Below are 17,405 nucleotides of genomic sequence, written 5' to 3'. Positions count from 1 at the left end.
GGGTTTGTGGAGACCGGCCGGCGCGATTCCGCCGCTGCGGCGCAAAAACGCCGCATGCGGCCGCAAGATCTCCCCGGACACAACACTTTCTTAGGGGCGCTGTGGGACCAGTGGGGCAGACGAACAGAACCGGGGCCTGCCATGTCACTCTCCTCCCGCATCCTGCGCATCACGCCCATCGCCATCGGGGGAATGCTGCTCGTTGCCGTCATCGGGATCGTGGGGGACTTCGTGCAGACGCGGTTCGACCGGCGGCAGACCTCGGCCCAGGCCCTCGCGCTGGAGACGGCGGAGCTGGAAAAGCTGCTGCTGAGCGGGCGCGGGATGGAACTGGGGCTGATCCTGAACCGGAACCCGGAAATGATCGACCGTCTGCATGACCTGCAGGCCCGCGTGCCGGACACATTCACCGCGCTCGCCGCCCACCTGCGGGCGCTCGATCCGGAGGCAGATGCCGCCGCGCTGGACGGCATCACCGCGCATTGGGCCGGCCACACCGAGCAGGTGAACCGGCTGATCGACGAGATGCTCCGCCTCGGGATGGACGAGGACCACGGCCTGGAGGGCACGCTGCGCAGGGCCGTGCATGACGCGGAGGAGAGCGTGCCTGCCTCCGCCGCGCCGGAGCTGATGGTCAAGATCCTGATGATGCGCCGGCACGAGAAGGATTTCATGATGCGGGGGGACAGTAAGTACGTGGACCGGCTGCGCCAGCGCATGGAGGAAGTGCGCGCCATGCCCACCAGCGCCTTCGGCGACGCCGCCGCGCAGGCGACGGTGGTGAGCAGCCTGGGCGCCTACGAGGCAGCCTTTCTGGCCTTCGCCGCGCTGCAGATGGAGGCCGTCGCCACGCGCGCCGCCGTGTCCGAGAGCTTCCGGGAGGTTCGCCCCGATCTGGACGCCCTCCAGGCCATCGCCATGGAGGAACAGGACAGCGCGACATCCACGCGCGACACGCTGATTCTGGTGCGCTGGGTCACCGTTGCGGTGCTGCTCCTCATCGCGGTGGCACTGGTGACGCTGATCATCCGCCGCCTCGCCCACGCGGTGATCGGCCCGCTGACCGAAACCGCCGCCGCGCTCTCGGCCTTCGCCGAGGGCCGCACGGACACCAGGTTGCGCGGCCGCAAGCGCGATGACGAGATCGGCGAGATTGCCCGAGCCTTCGAGCGGTTGCAGCAGCGCATCCAGGCCGAAAGCGCCACGCGGGAGGCCCGGATCCGCGACCAGGCCGAAGAGGAGCGCGAGCGCTCGGCCGCCGAGGCCGCCCGGACCCGCGCCGAGAAGGAGGCGCTGGACGCGACCCTCGCCAGCCTGGGCACCGCGCTGGACAGGCTGGCGCACGGCGACCTCTCGGTGCGGGTGGGAGACAGGGTGAGCGGCGAGTTTGCGCCACTGCGCACCGCCTTCAACGACACGGCGGACCGGCTGGCCGCCCTGGTGCGCCGGATCTGGAGCGCCACGCACGCCATTGCCGACGCCACCGGCCACATTGCCACCGATGCCGCCGATCTCACGGAACGTGCCACCAACCAGGCGGCCTCGCTGGAGGAGACCGCTGCCACCATCGAGGAGATTTCCGCAACGGTGCGCACCAATGCCGAATCGACCGGCCGCGCCGATGCCGCGGTCGGGGAGGTGGTCCGCCGCGCCCGTGCGGGCGGTGCGGTGGTCAGCGAGGCGCAGACCGCGATGACCCGCATCGAGGCCAGTTCCTCGCGAATCGCCGAGATCAACGGGGTGATCGGCTCGATCGCCTTCCAGACCAACCTGCTGGCACTGAACGCGGCCGTGGAAGCGGCACGCGCAGGGGAGGCCGGCAAGGGCTTCGCCGTGGTCGCCTCCGAAGTCCGCACCCTCGCCCAGCGCGCCTCCGAGGCGGCAAAGGACATCAGCGACCTGGTGCAGGAGAGCAGCCAGCTCGTCTCCGACGGCGCCCGCCTGGTGCGCGAGACCGGCTCGGCCCTCGGAGAAATCAACGAATCGGTCAGCTCGCTCACCGTCGACATCAGCGACATTTCCGCCGCCAGCCGCGAACAGGCCACCGCCGTGACCGAGATCGCCACCAATGTCAGCGCCATGGACGCGATGACCCAGCGCAGCGCCGAGCTTGCCGAGCAGAGCGCCACCCGCGCCCGCGAGCTGGAGCACGAAGCCGCGGACCTGCGGGAACTGGTCGGCTTCTTCGACGTTGAACGAAAGGGCGCGCTGAGCAACGCCGCCTGATCATTCTGGTTCCCAAGGCTCTGGCCCGCCCGTCCTCACGGGCGGGCTCAGCCGTGTCCGGCTGACCTCATCACTGACCGGATCCGGTCAGATGCCGGGATTTTAGGCAGGATGACTGACGCAACCGTGACCGCGCCCCGCGCGCTCCGGATGCAACCCTTTGGCAGAACGGCGTAATCCACGCACTTTAGCAGTTGGCATGCTCTTTGCTTACGGATTAACTGTCAAAACTGCTAATGCAATCATGCCTCAGGAAAAACGGACGCGGGGGATCTGATGAAACTGATCATAGCCGTCATCAAACCCTTCAAGCTCGAGGAGGTGCGCGAGGCGCTCACCACCACGGGCGTGCAGGGCCTGATGGTCTCGGAAGTCAAGGGGTACGGGCGCCAGTCCGGCCACACCGAGATCTATCGCGGCGCCGAATACGTGGTGAACTTCGTTCCCAAGATCAAGCTGGAGATGGTCGTTTCCGATTCGATGGTCGAAAAGGTCGTCGACACCCTGGCCGCCACGGCCAAGACCGGAAAGATCGGCGACGGGAAAATATTCGTTCTCGACGTTGAGCAGGCAATGCGGGTGCGCACCGGCGAGATCGGTGAAGACGCGCTCTGAGCCGTCGGGAAAACAACATCATGAGAGGGATGCAATGAATACCATCAGCAAATATCTCGGCCTTGCGGCCGGAGCGGCGCTCTTCGCCCTCCCCGCCTTTGGCCAGGATGCGCCCGTCGAGGCCGCGGCGGCCCTGCCTCCGGTGCCGAACGAGGTCGGCTACATCTTCACCACGTTCATGTTCCTCGTCACCGGCTTCCTGGTGATGTGGATGGCCTGCGGCTTCGCGATGCTCGAAGCCGGCCTGGTGCGCTCCAAGAACGTCACCATGCAGCTCACGAAGAACATCGTGCTCTTCGCGCTTGCGGGCATCATGTACTACCTCGTCGGCTACAACCTGATGTACCCGGGCGACGACTGGACGATCCCGAACTACCTCGGCAACTTCGCCTCCACCGTGCTGGAGCCGGTCGGCCTCGAAGGCACCGAGACCGACCTCACCTACGCCTCCGTGGGCTCGGACTTCTTCTTCCAGCTGATGTTCTGCGCGACGACCGCCTCGATCGTCTCGGGCACGCTGGCCGAGCGCATCAAGCTCTGGCCCTTCATCATCTTCACCGTGATCCTGACCTCCTTCATCTACCCGATCCAGGCCTCCTGGAAATGGGGCGGCGGCTGGCTGGACGCCGACTGGGGCTTCCTCGACTTCGCCGGCTCCACCGTGGTGCACTCGGTCGGCGGCTGGGCGGCTCTCGCCGGTGCCATCGTTCTGGGCCCCCGCATCGGGCGCTACAAGGACGGCCAGACCGTGCCGATGCCGGGCTCCAACCTCACCCTCGCCACCCTGGGTACGTTCATCCTGTGGCTGGGCTGGTTCGGCTTCAACGGCGGCTCGCAGCTCTACATGAACACCGCCGGCAACGTGGCCGACATCTCCCGCATCTTCGCCAACACCAACGCGGCTGCCGCGGGCGGCTGCATCGCGGCGATGCTCACCACCATGGTGCTGTTCAAGAAGCCTGACCTCACCATGATCCTGAACGGTGCCCTCGCTGGCCTCGTCTCGATCACGGCCGAGCCGCTCACCCCCGGCCTCGGCGGCGCGACGCTGATCGGTGCCGTGGGCGGTGTGCTCGTGGTCATCGCGGTGCCGATGCTCGACAAGATGAAGATCGACGACGTCGTCGGCGCCATCCCGGTCCACCTCGTGTGCGGCATCTGGGGCACCCTCGCGGTCTGCCTCTCGAACCCGGACGCGACCTTCTCCGGCCAGATCGTCTCGATCATCTCCGTCGGCCTGTTCGTGTTCATCGTGTCGCTGGTGCTGTGGCTGATCCTCAAGGCCGTCATGGGCATCCGCGCCTCGGCGGAAGACGAGGTCGCCGGCCTCGACGTGGCCGAGCTGGGCATGGAAGCCTACCCGGAATTCTCGAAGTCCACGAGCTGAGGCTTCGGGAGCGAAATCCCCAGGGGGGCCGGAACCGGCCCTCCCGACTTGAGCCCGGGCCCGGTTGGCCCGGGTTTTTTTTGCGCCTGCCGCGCGCCCCGCCCCCGGGGGCCCGGACACGAAACAGCCGGAGGCGCGTGCCCCCGGCTGCTTGCGGCTTCCTGAATGCGTGGCCTGCGGCGTTACTCGGCGGCCTGTGCCAGCGGGCTGCCGCCGGCGCGGAAGGCGGCGAGCAGTTCCTCGCGCCGCTTCTCCGCTGCCGCCGCGTTCGCCGCCTTCACGTGGCCGAAGCCGCGGATCTGCAGCGGCAGGCGGGCAAGTGCCTCGGCGATCTCGGCGGTGCGCGGGCCGATGCCGGACATCAGCGCAGCCATGTCCGCCTCGTACTGGGTGATGAGCGCGCGCTCCATGCGCCGTTCCCCGGTGCGCCCGAACGGGTCCAGCGCGGTGCCGCGCAGGCCCTTCAGCCGGGCCAGCAGGCCGAAGGCGCGCAGCATCCACGGGCCGAAGGTGGTCTTCACCGGCCGGCCCTGCGCGTCCTTGCGGGCGAGAATCGGCGGCGCGAGGTGGAACTTCAGCTTGCCCGTGTCTTCGAACTGCTCGGCCAGCGCCTGCTCCAGCGTCTCGGTATGCAGCCGGGCCACCTCGTATTCATCCTTGTAGGTCAGGAGCTTGTGATAGCCCAGCGCCACCGCCTCGCCGAAGGCATCGCCGTGGCGGCGGGCTTCGGCCACCAGCGCGCGGTACCGCTCGGCCAGGCCCGCGTTCTGGTATTTCTCCAGATGCGCCGCGCGGATGTCGATGCGCGTGTCGAGGCTTTCCTCTTCCGGATGCACTTCGGGGGCGAGGGTGGCCTCGGCCTCGCGCGGAGCGAAGACCGCCCAGCGGCCGATCTCGAAGGCGGCGAGATTGCCCTTCACGCCTGCACCGTTGAGCTCGATCGCCCGGCGCAGGGCAGCGCCCGAGAGCGGGATGAGCCCGGCCTGCCAGGCCGCCCCCAGCATGAGCACGTTCGCGTAGATCGCGTCGCCCAGCAGGCGCTCGGCAAGTTTCGTGGCGTCGAAGAAGCGCGCCGCCTCCTCGCCGATGCGCGCGCGCAGGGCGAGCATCAGCCGGTCGGTGGGCAGGGCGAACTCGGTGTCGCGGGTGAAGGCGCCGGTGATGATCTCATGCGCATTGCACACCGCGCGGGTGCGGCCGCGGGCCATGAGGCCGAGGGTCTTCGCCCCCGCCGCCACCACCAGGTCACCGCCGATCAGCCCGTCCGTCTCGCCCACCGCCACGCGCACGGCGGAGATGTCGGAGGGTTTCTCCGCGATGCGGCAGTGGATGTGCACCGCGCCGCCCTTCTGGGCGAGGCCGGCCATCTCCATCATGCCCGCTCCCTTGCCCTCGAGATGTGCCGCCATCGCGAGCAGCGCGCCCACGGTCACCACGCCGGTGCCCCCCACCCCGGTGATGACGAGGTTCCAGGTGCCGTCGATGGCGGGAAGCGCGGGCTCGGGCATCTCCGGCAGGGTGAGCTCGGCCGCCTTCGCCTTGCGCAGCCGGCCGCCCTCCACCGTCACGAAGCTGGGGCAGAAGCCCTTGAGGCAGGAGAAATCCTTGTTGCAGGCGCTCTGGTCGATCTCGCGCTTGCGGCCGAATTCGGTCTCCTTCGGCAGGATCGACACGCAGTTCGACTGCACGCCGCAATCGCCGCAGCCCTCGCAGACGGACGGGTTGATGAACACCCGGCGGTCCGGGTCCGGGAAGGCGCCGCGCTTGCGGCGGCGGCGCTTCTCGGCCGCGCAGGTCTGCACGTAGACGATGGCCGAGACGCCCGGCACCTCGCGCAACTCGCGCTGCACGGTGTCGAGGTCATCGCGCGTGGCGAAGGAGACGGTGCCGGGGAAGAGCGCGTGGTCCACCTCCTCCTTCGGGTCGGTGACGCAGGCCACCTTGCGCACCCCCATCGCCACCAGCTCATGGGCGATCTGCTGGGGGGAGAGATTGCCCTCGTTCTGCTGGCCGCCGGTCATCGCCACGGCGTCGTTGAAGAGGATCTTGTAGGTGATGTTGGTGCCCGAGGCGAGGGCGGCGCGGATGGCCTGCACGCCGGAGTGGTTGTAGGTGCCGTCACCGAGGTTCTGGAACACGTGCCCGCGCGAGGAGAAATGGCTCTCGCCGATCCAGTTCGCCCCCTCGCCGCCCATGTGGGTGAAACCCTCGGTCTCGCGGTCCATCCACTGCACCATGAAATGGCAGCCGATGCCGGCATAGCCGCGCGAGCCGTCGGGGAGCTTGGTGGAGGTGTTGTGCGGGCAGCCGGAGCAGAACCAGGGCAGGCGCGCGGCGATCTCCGGCGCGTTGTCGGAACGCGCGGCCGCCTCCAGCCGCTCCCGCGCGGCACTGAGCGCCTCGGAGCCGCGGCCCTCCTCCTCCAGCACCTTGCCGAGTTGGCGGGCGATCAGCACCGGGTCCAGCGCGCCCTTCACCGAGAACAGCAACTCGCCGTTCTCCTTCTTCCAGCCGATGATGCGGCGGCCGTGGCGATCATTGAAGATCGCCTCCTTCATCTGCACTTCCAGGAGCTTGCGCTTCTCTTCCACGCAGATGATGAGGTCGAGCCCCTCCGCCCATTCCCGGAAGGAGGTCATGTCCAGCGGCCAGACCATGCCCACCTTGTAGGTGGTGATGCCGAGGCGCTCGGCCTCCGCCGCGTCTATGCCCAGCAGGTCCAGCGCGTGGACCGTGTCCAGCCAGCTCTTGCCGGCGGAGACGATGCCGATCCTCGCGCCGGGGCGGCCCATCATCCGCCGGTCGATGCGGTTCGCGCGGGCGAAGGCCTCCGCCGCGAAGCGCTTGTAATCGTGCAGCCGGGCCTCCTGGGGCACGCGGTCATCGCCGAGGCGGATGTTGAGCCCGTCCTCGGGCATGGCGAAATCCTGCGGCAGGCGGATGTCGAGCCGGTGCGGCTCGCCGTCCACCACTTCCGTCACCTCGATGGTGTCCTTCACCGCCTTCAGCCCCACCCAGCAGCCGGAGTAGCGCGACAGCGCCCAGCCCAGCAGCCCGTAATCGAGGATCTCCTGCACGCCGGCCGGGCTCAGCACCGGCATCAGCGCGTCGACGAAGGCGAATTCCGAATGGTGCAGGGTGGTGGAGCTTTCGCCGGTGTGGTCATCCCCCATCACCGCGATCACGCCGCCGTGGCGCGAGGTGCCGGCCATGTTCGCGTGGCGGAAGACGTCGCCGCAGCGGTCCACGCCCGGGCCCTTGCCGTACCACATGGCGTAGACGCCGTCGTAGCGGCCTTCGCCCCGCATCTCCGCCTGCTGGCTGCCCCAGACCGCGGTGGCCGCGAGATCCTCGTTCAGCCCGGGCTCGAAGGTGACCTGCGCCGCCTCCAGCAGCGTCCTGGCCTTCGCCATGTTGAGATCGACGCCGCCCAGCGGCGAGCCGCGGTAGCCGGTCACGTAACCGGCAGTGTTCAGCCCCGCCGCAGCGTCGCGGGCGTGCTGCATGAGGGTAAGGCGCACCAGCGCCTGGGTTCCGTTGAGAAGGACCTGCCCGGCGTCGAGATCATACCGGGTGTCGAGGGTAACGGGACGAAGCTCCATGTTTCAGCCTCCCTGGCCTTGGGGGCACTCACATGTCACCCCCTCGCTCCGCGCTGTTCACCGCGCGTGATGCAATTTAGGGAAGCAGGCTTGACCCATCCTGTCAAGCGCGACGGGAAGCGCTGCTGTCCCGGGCGGTCAGCCCCTCACAGTCCCGAGAGCACCGAGGAGACGGTGTTCATCGAGATCGCGGCGTCGGAGACCCGCTTCGCGGCGGGCCGGCAGATTTCGGGTTTCACGATGTAACCCCGGGCGCATTGCACCGAGGTCATCAGCACATCGGCCTCCTTGGCCACGCGCGCCTTGTAGGCGGCGAACCGGCCGCGGCGCTGCACCTCGTCGATCTTGCGCAGCACCTGGTCGCAGGTGACGTTCTGGCCGCGCAACGCCTCGCCCAGCACCCCGGGCTTGTAGGAGGAGGAGCACAGTTTCCACAGCACGTCGGTCATCACCACGGGGAACAGGCCGAACAGCGGGCGGTAGCGCGCCTCCAGGCTCTCGTAGCCGAAGGCCACGCCCTCGGGCGGCCAGAACGGGTAGGAGATCAGGAAGGTGTCCGGGTCCACCACGCGCTTGCGATAGGTGGGCGGCTGGTAGCCGGACGGCACCTCCGGCACCTTCACGTCCGGCGGCAGGAACACCAGCGCATTGGTCTCGTCGATCACCGGCTGGCCGTTCGCATCGAGGGGAATGGCGATCATCCGCAGGCCGACGGCCTCCGGAAAAATCCGGATCTTCACTTTTCGTTGAGGAAACTCGATCACCGTCTCCGCGGCGGTTCCGACGGAGGGTGCGTCGAACTCGGCGACCGTTCCGTTGGAATCAGTGAAGCGCCCGTGCAACCCGCCACCGGAGGGGGAGATATCGAGCCGCATGCCCTGGGCTTCGGCGACACCGAGATAGGTGCCTTTCAACCTTTCCACCTGCGCCTGCGCCGGTGTAAGAACGGCCGAAATCACGAGGACGGTCAGGAGGGTTCCCAGGGTCCGGTAGAAGTTGGATGTCACGAAAAGCTCCCGTTGATGCTCCTGCCTCTTGGCATAGAAGCATAAATAGGGCGATTGTGCAGCTTGTCCGCCGCCACGGGAAAGTGAGAACACATGGGATTGACGATGGACTGGGACAGGTTGCGCATCTTCCATGCCGTGGCGGATGCCGGCAGCCTCACCCACGCGGGCGAGAGCCTCAATCTCAGCCAGTCGGCCGTCTCGCGGCAGATCCGCCACCTGGAGGAGGCGCTGAGCTGCACGCTGTTCCACCGCCACGCCCGCGGCCTCATCCTCACCGAGCAGGGAGAGCTGCTGTTCGAGGCCACGAAATCCATGGCCAAGCGGCTCGACAGCGCCACCGCCCGCATCCGCGACGCGGAGGACGAGGTGTTCGGCGAGCTGCGCGTGACCGCGACCACCGGCTTCGGCACCCTGTGGCTGGCGCCCCGGCTGGGCCGGCTCTATGACCAGTATCCCAACCTCAAGATCCAGCTTCTGCTGGAGGAACGCGTGCTCGACCTGCCGATGCGCGAGGCCGATGTCGCCATCCGCATGAAGGAGCCCAGCCAGGCGGACATCATCCGCCGCCGGCTGATCGACATCCGCATGCGCCTCTACGCCTCGCCGGAATACATCGCCACGAAGGGCCTGCCGCGCACAGTGGACGAGCTGTCGGACCATCGGCTGCTGTTCTTCACCATCGACAGCCACCAGGTCTCCGCCGGCCGGCAGTGGATGCAGCGCTTCGTGGACAACGAGAACACCTCGCGCCTCTCGGTGAACAATTATTTCGGCGTCCTGCAGGCGGTGCGGCACGGGCTGGGCATCGGCGCGCTGCCGGAATATCTCGCCGTCGATTCTCCGGACCTGGTGAACGTGCTGCCGGAGGAATGCTCCGACACCATTCCGGTGTATTTTGCCTATGCGCAGGAGTTGCGCCAGTCCAAGCGGGTGGAGGCGTTCCGGGACTTCGTGCTCGCGGAAATATCCGGCCTTCGCAAGGCCCTGGGGGGCTGAGCCCGGCGTTTTCAAACTGCCCAATAGATATGCAAATCCGCCATATCAGCTATGCATCTCGCATTTGCGGCATATTCCGACTTGATCTGCGCAGGCGAGTCTCCTATCTCACCCTCATGACGAGCCGGGACGCAACACTGTTGCATTTCAGCACGTCATACCTCCCTGTTGGACTTGGGCCGAGCTTTGCTCGGCCTTTTTTTTGGCCAATCCTGCGCCAACGGCGAGAGTTGGGCTGGGATGGCGCCACCTCAGGTTGCAAAACCCGTCTTGCCGGCCGGTTTCACCGGATCCGGGCATGGTATAATTGCATCACGGGCGTGTGAACGCGGGGCATTCATCCCCTTTTAAATACACGCTGAGGAAGATGGCCCGGTCTTCACCAAGTCCTAAGGGTGGCTGGTCATTCATGGGGCGCGATGGCGCTGCGCATTCCCTGCTTCCCCCCTCGCGCCGCAATGACTAAAAGACCCGTGAATCGCGAGAGGAGCGAACGGTGACCGAACCCGAAGTGAACCTGGCTCTTGCAGCCGAACATGGCCTCAAGCCTGACGAGTACCAGCGGATTCTCGACCTGCTCGGCCGCGTTCCGAGTTTCACTGAACTCGGCATTTTCTCGGCGATGTGGAACGAGCATTGTTCCTACAAGTCCTCGAAGAAATGGCTGCGCACCCTGCCGACCAAGGGTCCGCAGGTCATCTGCGGCCCGGGGGAGAACGCCGGCGTCGTCGATATCGGGGACGGTCAGGCCGTGGTCTTCAAGATGGAGAGCCACAACCACCCCTCCTACATCGAGCCCTACCAGGGGGCGGCCACCGGCGTGGGCGGCATCCTGCGCGACGTGTTCACCATGGGCGCGCGCCCGATCGCGGCGCTGAACTCGCTGTCCTTCGGCTCGCCCCGCCACCCGCGCACCAAGGCGGTTCTGACCGGGGTGGTGCGCGGCATCGGCGGCTACGGCAACGCCTTCGGCGTGCCGACCGTGGGAGGGGAGCTGCGCTTCCACTCCGCCTATGACGGCAACTGCCTGGTGAACGCCTTCGCCGCCGGCATCGCCGACGCCGACAAGATCTTCTACTCCGCCGCCTCCGGCGTGGGCATGCCGGTGGTCTACCTCGGCGCCAAGACCGGGCGGGACGGCGTGGGCGGCGCCACCATGGCCTCTGCCGAGTTCGACGAGACCATCGAGGACAAGCGCCCCACCGTGCAGGTGGGCGACCCGTTCACCGAGAAGCGCCTGCTCGAGGCCTGCCTGGAGCTGATGGAGACCGGCGCGGTGATCTCCATCCAGGACATGGGGGCCGCCGGCCTCACCTGTTCTGCCGTCGAGATGGGCGACAAGGGCGACCTCGGCGTGCGCCTCGACCTGGAGCGTGTGCCGGTGCGCGAAACGGCGATGAGCGCCTATGAGATGATGCTCTCCGAAAGCCAGGAGCGCATGCTCATGGTGCTGCGCCCGGAGAAGGAAGCGGTGGCCCGCGCGATCTTCGACAAGTGGGACCTGGATTTCGCCATCGTCGGCGAGACGATCGCGGAGGACCGGTTCCTCGTCTGCCTCAACGGCGAGGTGAAGGCGGACCTGCCGCTCAAGGCGCTCTCCGGCACCGCGCCGGAATATGACCGCCCCTGGGTGGAGACGGCCGCGCCGCCGCCGCTGACCGACATTCCGGAGATCGACCCCTCCACCGCCCTGCTCGCGGTGATGGGAAACCCGAACTACTGCTCGCGCGCCTGGGTGTGGGAGCAGTATGACCACATGGTGCTGGCCGATACCGTGGTGCGCCCGGGGCAGGACGCCGCCGTGGTGCGGGTGAACGGCGGGCCGAAGGCGCTGGCCTTCACCTCCGACGTCACCCCGCGCTACTGCCAGGCGAACCCGTTCGAGGGCGGCAAGCAGGCCGTGGCCGAGGCCTATCGCAACCTCTGCGCCACCGGGGCCACGCCGCTGGCCACCACGGACAACCTGAATTTCGGCAATCCGGAGAAGCCCGAGATCATGGGCCAGTTCGTCGGTTGCGTGAAGGGCATCGGCGAGGCCTGCCTCGCGCTCGACATGCCGATCGTCTCCGGCAACGTGAGCCTCTACAACGAGACGGACGGCGCGGCGATCCTGCCGACCCCGACCATCTGCGCCGTGGGTCTTCTGGCCGATCTCGACGCCATAATCCCGACCGCCCCGCGCGAGAACGACATGGCCATCCTGCTGGGAGAGACCCGCGGGCACCTGGGCCAGTCGGCGCTGATGGCCGAGCTCTACAAGGCCGAGGAGGGCGATGCCCCGCCGGTCGACCTCGTGGCCGAGCGCAAGGCGGGCGAGCTGGTGCGCGCACTGCATGCCGCCGGGCTGATCACCGCGGCGCATGACCTTTCCGACGGCGGCCTGGCCGTGGCGGCGGGCGAAATGGCTCTGGCGGCCAACATCGGCGTCGTGCTGGCGGACAATGACCTGCTCACCCCGGCGGAGTGGTTCTTCGGCGAGGACCAGGGGCGCTACCTGGTGTCGGTGCCGGCCGAGCGCCTGCGCGAGACCATGTCGCAGATCCTCGACGCGGAGGTGCCCTGCACGCATGTCGGGCATTTCATCGGCCATCGGCTCGATTTCGCCGGCCGCGCGATCGACCTTGCGGACCTCCGGGCAGCGCATGCGGCCGGGCTCGCGGCCTTCACCGGCTGACAGCCCCGCCCTTGCGTGCGCCCCCGCGCCGCTCTACATCGGAGGGGATGCAGGCAGTGCGGGAGCATGGTGAATGGCGATTGAAGCGGCGGAAATCGAGAAGCTGATCCGGGAAGCCTTCCCGTCAGCGGATGTCACGATCACCGACCTTGCCGGTGACGGGAACCACTACGCCGCAAACGTGGTGGCCGAGGAATTCCGCGGCATGAACCGGGTGCAGCAGCAGCGCGCCGTCTATGCCGCCCTGAAGGGCAAGATGGACGGGGCGCAGGGCGAGTTGCACGCACTGGCGCTCACCACCCGGGCGCCGGACTGAACCAGGCGCCCCGCGTGCCGCGGCCGCCCGGCCCAGCCGGGATGCCGGGCCCACGGGGCAGGATCGCCTGACGGATCAGAGTGCAGGAAATTCCGCCGCGGCTCCGCCTCCCGGGCCCGGCGACCCAAACCCAGAGCGCCCCAGGCGGCGCGGACAAGGAGCATGGAACATGACCGATGTGGCGACGACGGATGTCCAGGCAGCGATCAAGGCCGATGTCGAGAACAATGACGTGGTGCTCTTCATGAAGGGCACCGCGAGCATGCCGCAGTGCGGCTTCTCCTCGCGCGTGGCCGGGGTGCTGAACTACATGGGCGTCACCTTCAAGGACGTGAACGTCCTCGCCAGCCCCGACCTGCGTCAGGGCATCAAGGATTTCTCCGACTGGCCGACCGTCCCGCAGCTCTACGTGAAGGGCGAATTCGTGGGCGGCTGCGACATCATCACCGAGATGACCCTCTCCGGTGAGCTGGACGCGCTGTTCGACCAGAAGGGCGTGACCTATGACAAGGACGCCGCCGAGAAGATCCGCGAAGCCAACGGCTGAAGCAGGTCTCCGGTTGACACGAAGGGCGCCCCGCGGGGCGCCCTTTCGCGTTTCTCCCCGGTTCAGAAGAACGGGAACGGCCCGGGGTGCGCCCCGATCGGCAGGTGGTGCGTGGTGAGCCCCGCCCCCTCCCGCCAATGGTGCAGCAGCAGGGCCGGCGGCTCGACATGCGAGGCCGGCTCCGCCCCCGGGGCGAGGCGCAGGGCGATGGCGGTGGTGGTGCTGGGCGCGGTGAGCAGCAGCGTTCCGCCGAAGGCGCGCATCGTGAGCCGGTGCACGTGGCCGCAGAGCACCCGTTGCACCCGGGGATGCCGCGCCAGCAGCGCCGCCAGCCTGTCCTCGCCGAAGCAGCGGTAGGCGTCGATGCACCCGATGCCGATGTCGCAGGGCGGCTGGTGCATCATCAGCAGCACCGGCCGGTCGGGCGCGCGGGCGAGCGCCCTGGCCAGCCAGTCCTCCGCCGCCGCGTCGAACCGGCCGTGATGGGCGCCGGGCACGGTGATGTCGAGCCCGAGCACCCGCAGCGGGCCGTCTCCCGACCAGTCGACATGCAGTGGCCCGGAGGCGGCCAGCCCCGGCTGGCCGGCAAAGCAGCGGCGGAAGCCCTCGGGTGCATCATGATTGCCGGGAATGGCCAGCAGGGGCGCGCGCAGCCGGTCCAGAACATGGCGCGCCTGCGCGTAATCCGCCGGCGTGCCGGTGTCCACCACGTCACCGCTCAGCAGCACGAGGTCCGGCTGCGGGTCCAGCGCGTTCAGCGTGGCGATGGCGGCGGCGCACATCGTGTTGGAATCGACCAGCCCCTGGTAGAGCTGCCCGGCCGCACGCATGTGCGGGTCGGATATCTGTGCGATGAGCATGAAAGGGCCCCTTCCCCGTTCGGACGGGGCAGCCTATGCGGGCTGCCGCCCCGGGTCGAGGGACCGCGCGCAGCCAGCCGCCGGCCGGGACGGCCGGAGAGGCGGCCGCCCCCGGGGGTGGTCCGGCATTCAGGTCTCGGCCAGCTCCAGCCCGTCCGCGAGGCCTTCGAGCCGCGTCGCGGTGCGGTCCAGCAGGTCGACGGCCTGGTCGGCGAGATTCTCGATCTCGATGGCCCGCGGGTCCGGGGCGGCATGATGGGCGGTCATCGCGGATTCGGCGGTGCGCAGCCGGGCGCGGGTTTCGCGCAGCGCCTCCTCGGTGCCGCGATGGCGGGCCTCCTGGCCGATCATCCGGTCCGCCAGCATCAGGCCGGCCATCAGCAGCATCCGGCTCTCGGGCACCGTGCCGATCGCCTTGGACAGCGCGGCGGCTTCCGCGTCCAGCAGGCCGGCGGCGTCGCGCAGCCGCTCCTCCTCGCCGTCCTCGCAGGCGACACGGAACTGCCGGCCGCCGATGTTCAGGGTGATATCCGCCATCAGGAACGCTCCAGCAGGGGTCGCAGGTCAGCGAGAATGGCCGAGACGTCGTCCGCGTCCTTGCGGCGTTCGGCGCGGATGCGGGCGAGATCGTCGCGCAGCGCGGCGATCTCGGCGCTCTGCGCCTCGCCGGCACTGGCCATGGCCTGCAGCGCCCCGGGTTCAGGCCGCTCGCCGAGCGCGGCCTCGATCCGTGCGAAGGCGGCATCGAGGCGCGCCTCCAGTTTCGTGATTTTCGACATGGCTCTCCTGCCTCCTGGAGATCTGGTGTCCGGGATCCGCGCATGGTTTTCCCGTGTCGCGGTGGTCTCGGACATTGCGAATCGCTCCGCCCGGCCGTCTGTATGACAGTCTAGCCCGTTCTGACAGAGGTCAACCAGCCCGTGCCCGCCTCCCGGGGCCGGCCCGGCAGCGCTTGACCGTAACGGGCGGGCTGCTAAACAGCCTGAGACCTTAACCGGCGCCGTCCGCGGCGCAAGAGACGACAGCGAGGCCCGAAGGTGAATATTTCCGAGCGGCGCAAGGCGCACCCCGATCACTGGATGAAGGCAGCCGCGCTCCGCGTGCTGGCGATGGACGCGGTTCAGGCCGCGAACTCCGGCCACCCGGGCATGCCGATGGGCATGGCCGACGTGGCGACCGTCCTGTTCGAGAAGCACCTGAAATTCGACGCGAGCACACCGGACTGGGCCGACCGCGACCGGTTCGTGCTCTCCGCCGGCCACGGCTCCATGCTGCTCTACGGGCTGCTCTACCTCACCGGCTACCCGGAGATGACGCTGGAGCAGATCAAGAACTTCCGCCAGCTCGGCTCCATCACCGCCGGCCACCCGGAGTATGGCCACGCGCCCGGCATCGAGACCACCACCGGCCCGCTCGGCCAGGGCATCTCCAACGCCGTGGGCATGGCGATGGCCGAGGCCTCCATGGCCGCGCGCTTCGGCCGCAAGGTGGTGGACCATTACACCTACGTGATCGCGGGTGACGGCTGCCTGATGGAGGGCATCAGCCATGAGGCCATCGGCCTCGCCGGGCGCCAGAAGCTCGGCAAGCTGATCGTGTTCTGGGACAACAACGGCATCTCCATCGACGGCGAGGTCTCCAAGGCCGACGTCACCGACCAGATCGCCCGCTTCAAGGCCTCCGGCTGGGACACCAGCTCCATCGACGGCCATGACCCGGAGGCGATCGACGCGGCCATCACCGCCGCGAAGAAGACCCGCCGCCCGACGCTGATCGCCTGCAAGACGCATATCGGCTACGGCTCGCCGGCCAAGCAGGACAGCGCCGGTGCGCATGGCTCGCCGCTGGGCGCCGAGGAAATCGCGAAGGTGCGCGAGATCTACGGCTGGAGCAGTGCTGCCTTCGACATCCCCTCCGAGATCCTCAAGACCTGGCGGACCATCGGCTCGCGCGGGCTCGGCGCCCGGGCGGCCTGGGAGGCGGAGCTCTCCGGCCTTTCCGCCACGCGGCGCGCGGAGTTCGAGCGCGTGGTCTCCGGCGCGGTGCCCAAGCGGCTCTCCGCCACGATCAAGGCGCTGAAGAAGCAGATCTCCGAGGAGAAGCCGAACATCGCCACCCGGAAATCCTCCGAGAACGCGCTGGCGGCCATCAACCCGGTGATGGGCGAGACCATCGGCGGCTCGGCCGATCTCACTGGCTCCAACAACACGCTCACGAAGGATCTCGGCACCTTCGAGCCGGAGAACCGCAAGGGCCGCTATGTCTATTACGGCATCCGTGAGCACGGCATGGCCGCGGCGATGAACGGCCTCGCGGTGCACGGCGGCTGCGTGCCCTACGGCGGCACCTTCCTCACCTTCTCCGACTATGCCCGCGGCGCCATGCGCCTCTCGGCGCTGATGGGGATCCGGGTGGTCTACGTGATGACGCATGATTCCATCGGTCTCGGCGAGGACGGCCCCACCCACCAGCCGGTGGAGCATCTCGCCGCCCTGCGCGCCATTCCGAACATGCACGTGTTCCGCCCGGCCGACGCGGTGGAGACCGCGGAGGCGTGGGAACTGGCGCTCACCATGCAGAACGCGCCCTCGGTGCTCTCGCTCACCCGGCAGAACCTGCCCACGCTGCGCACCGAGCACAAGGCGAACAACCTCTCCGCCCGCGGCGCCTACGTGATGGCCGAGGCCGAGGGCAAGCGGCAGGCGATCCTGCTCGCCACCGGCTCGGAGGTGGAGATCGCCATGCAGGCCCGCGAGATGCTGCAGGCCGAGGGCATCGGCACCCGCGTGGTCTCCATGCCCTGCTGGGAGCTGTTCGAGGCGCAGGACGAAGCCTGGCGCAAGAAGATCCTGCCCGCGGGCCCGGTGCGCGTGGCCATCGAGGCCGGCCTGCGCTTCGGCTGGGACAAGTGGCTCTCCGGCGAGCGCGGCCAGGACCGCAAGGCAGGCTTCATCGGCATGGAGGGCTTCGGCGCCTCCGGCCCCGCGCCCGAGCTCTACAAGCACTTCGGCATCACGCCGGAAGCCACCGTGGACAAGGTGAAGGCGCTGCTCTGAGCCGCGCCAGGCTGGTGAATGACGGCAAGGGGGGTGGCGCAGGCCGCCCCCCTTCGCATGTGCGGCGGGCCACGACCGTGTGAAGGCGGGCCCGTCCCGTGTTCGCCCGTCCCGTG

13 protein-coding genes are annotated in these 17,405 nt (G+C 68.4%); 8 read left to right on the top strand and 5 right to left on the bottom strand.

Annotated elements, in window-relative coordinates:
• Window positions 1-141 precede the first annotated feature (141 nt).
• The 3 genes from FDP22_RS10360 to FDP22_RS10350 all read left to right on the top strand — a co-directional run bounded on the left by FDP22_RS10360 (window position 142) and on the right by FDP22_RS10350 (window position 4,228).
• Entirely contained in the window at window positions 142-2,226 is a 2,085-nt protein-coding gene (locus FDP22_RS10360; protein WP_138572672.1) for a methyl-accepting chemotaxis protein, read from the top strand.
• Window positions 2,227-2,502: 276 nt separating this feature from the next.
• The gene (locus tag FDP22_RS10355) at window positions 2,503-2,841 is read left to right on the top strand and encodes a P-II family nitrogen regulator (RefSeq protein WP_118137512.1); all 339 of its coding nucleotides are present in this window, start codon (window positions 2,503-2,505) and stop codon (window positions 2,839-2,841) included.
• A gap of 34 nt (window positions 2,842-2,875) precedes the next feature.
• A complete protein-coding gene (locus tag FDP22_RS10350; RefSeq protein ID WP_138572670.1) occupies window positions 2,876-4,228 on the top strand; it encodes an ammonium transporter in 1,353 nt (450 codons plus the stop codon).
• Window positions 4,229-4,410: 182 nt separating this feature from the next.
• On the opposite strand, the gene FDP22_RS10345 is transcribed toward FDP22_RS10350, so the two are convergent.
• Together FDP22_RS10345 and FDP22_RS10340 are read right to left on the bottom strand one after the other, a co-directional pair.
• Complete coding sequence (locus FDP22_RS10345; RefSeq protein WP_138572668.1) at window positions 4,411-7,830, bottom strand: indolepyruvate ferredoxin oxidoreductase family protein; 3,420 nt, start codon at window positions 7,828-7,830, stop codon at window positions 4,411-4,413.
• A 146-nt stretch (window positions 7,831-7,976) separates the two neighbouring features.
• The gene (locus tag FDP22_RS10340; RefSeq protein ID WP_138572666.1) at window positions 7,977-8,837 is read right to left on the bottom strand and encodes a hypothetical protein; all 861 of its coding nucleotides are present in this window, start codon (window positions 8,835-8,837) and stop codon (window positions 7,977-7,979) included.
• 105 nt (window positions 8,838-8,942) lie between these two features.
• Between FDP22_RS10340 and FDP22_RS10335 the strand changes: the two genes are divergently transcribed.
• The 4 genes from FDP22_RS10335 to grxD all read left to right on the top strand — a co-directional run bounded on the left by FDP22_RS10335 (window position 8,943) and on the right by grxD (window position 13,373).
• Window positions 8,943-9,836, top strand: coding sequence for a LysR family transcriptional regulator (locus FDP22_RS10335; RefSeq protein ID WP_138573315.1), 894 nt, complete (start codon window positions 8,943-8,945; stop codon window positions 9,834-9,836).
• 496 nt (window positions 9,837-10,332) lie between these two features.
• Window positions 10,333-12,510, top strand: coding sequence for a phosphoribosylformylglycinamidine synthase subunit PurL (gene purL / locus FDP22_RS10330; RefSeq protein ID WP_138572664.1), 2,178 nt, complete (start codon window positions 10,333-10,335; stop codon window positions 12,508-12,510).
• 73 nt (window positions 12,511-12,583) lie between these two features.
• Entirely contained in the window at window positions 12,584-12,826 is a 243-nt protein-coding gene (locus tag FDP22_RS10325) for a BolA/IbaG family iron-sulfur metabolism protein (protein WP_138572662.1), read from the top strand.
• Between the two features lie 169 nt (window positions 12,827-12,995).
• Window positions 12,996-13,373 (top strand): Grx4 family monothiol glutaredoxin, encoded by a 378-nt coding sequence (gene grxD / locus FDP22_RS10320; protein ID WP_138572660.1) that lies wholly within the window; start codon window positions 12,996-12,998, stop codon window positions 13,371-13,373.
• Window positions 13,374-13,435: 62 nt separating this feature from the next.
• Here grxD and FDP22_RS10315 read toward each other — a convergent pair whose 3' ends face one another.
• The 3 genes from FDP22_RS10315 to FDP22_RS10305 form a co-directional block, all read right to left on the bottom strand.
• Window positions 13,436-14,233: a phosphodiesterase gene (locus FDP22_RS10315; RefSeq protein ID WP_138572658.1), complete on the bottom strand. Its 798-nt coding sequence runs from the start codon at window positions 14,231-14,233 to the stop codon at window positions 13,436-13,438.
• 129 nt (window positions 14,234-14,362) lie between these two features.
• Window positions 14,363-14,770, bottom strand: a complete 408-nt coding sequence (locus FDP22_RS10310) for a cell division protein ZapA (RefSeq protein WP_138572656.1) — start codon at window positions 14,768-14,770, stop codon at window positions 14,363-14,365.
• The gene (locus FDP22_RS10305; RefSeq protein WP_138572654.1) at window positions 14,770-15,012 is read right to left on the bottom strand and encodes a hypothetical protein; all 243 of its coding nucleotides are present in this window, start codon (window positions 15,010-15,012) and stop codon (window positions 14,770-14,772) included. Before FDP22_RS10305 ends, FDP22_RS10310 begins: the two co-directional genes overlap by 1 nt.
• Window positions 15,013-15,270: 258 nt before the next feature.
• Here FDP22_RS10305 and tkt point away from each other — a divergent pair, with 258 nt between their 5' ends.
• On the top strand, window positions 15,271-17,289 hold the full coding sequence (gene tkt, locus FDP22_RS10300; protein ID WP_138572652.1) for a transketolase: 2,019 nt from the start codon (window positions 15,271-15,273) through the stop codon (window positions 17,287-17,289).
• Window positions 17,290-17,405 lie beyond the last annotated feature (116 nt).

Origin of the sequence: Paroceanicella profunda, assembly GCF_005887635.2 — a bacterium.
In the GTDB taxonomy this organism is placed as follows: Bacteria; Pseudomonadota; Alphaproteobacteria; order Rhodobacterales; family Rhodobacteraceae; genus Paroceanicella; species Paroceanicella profunda.
Note: the sequence above shows the minus strand (reverse complement) of the source record. Positions and strands in the feature narration are given on the sequence as shown.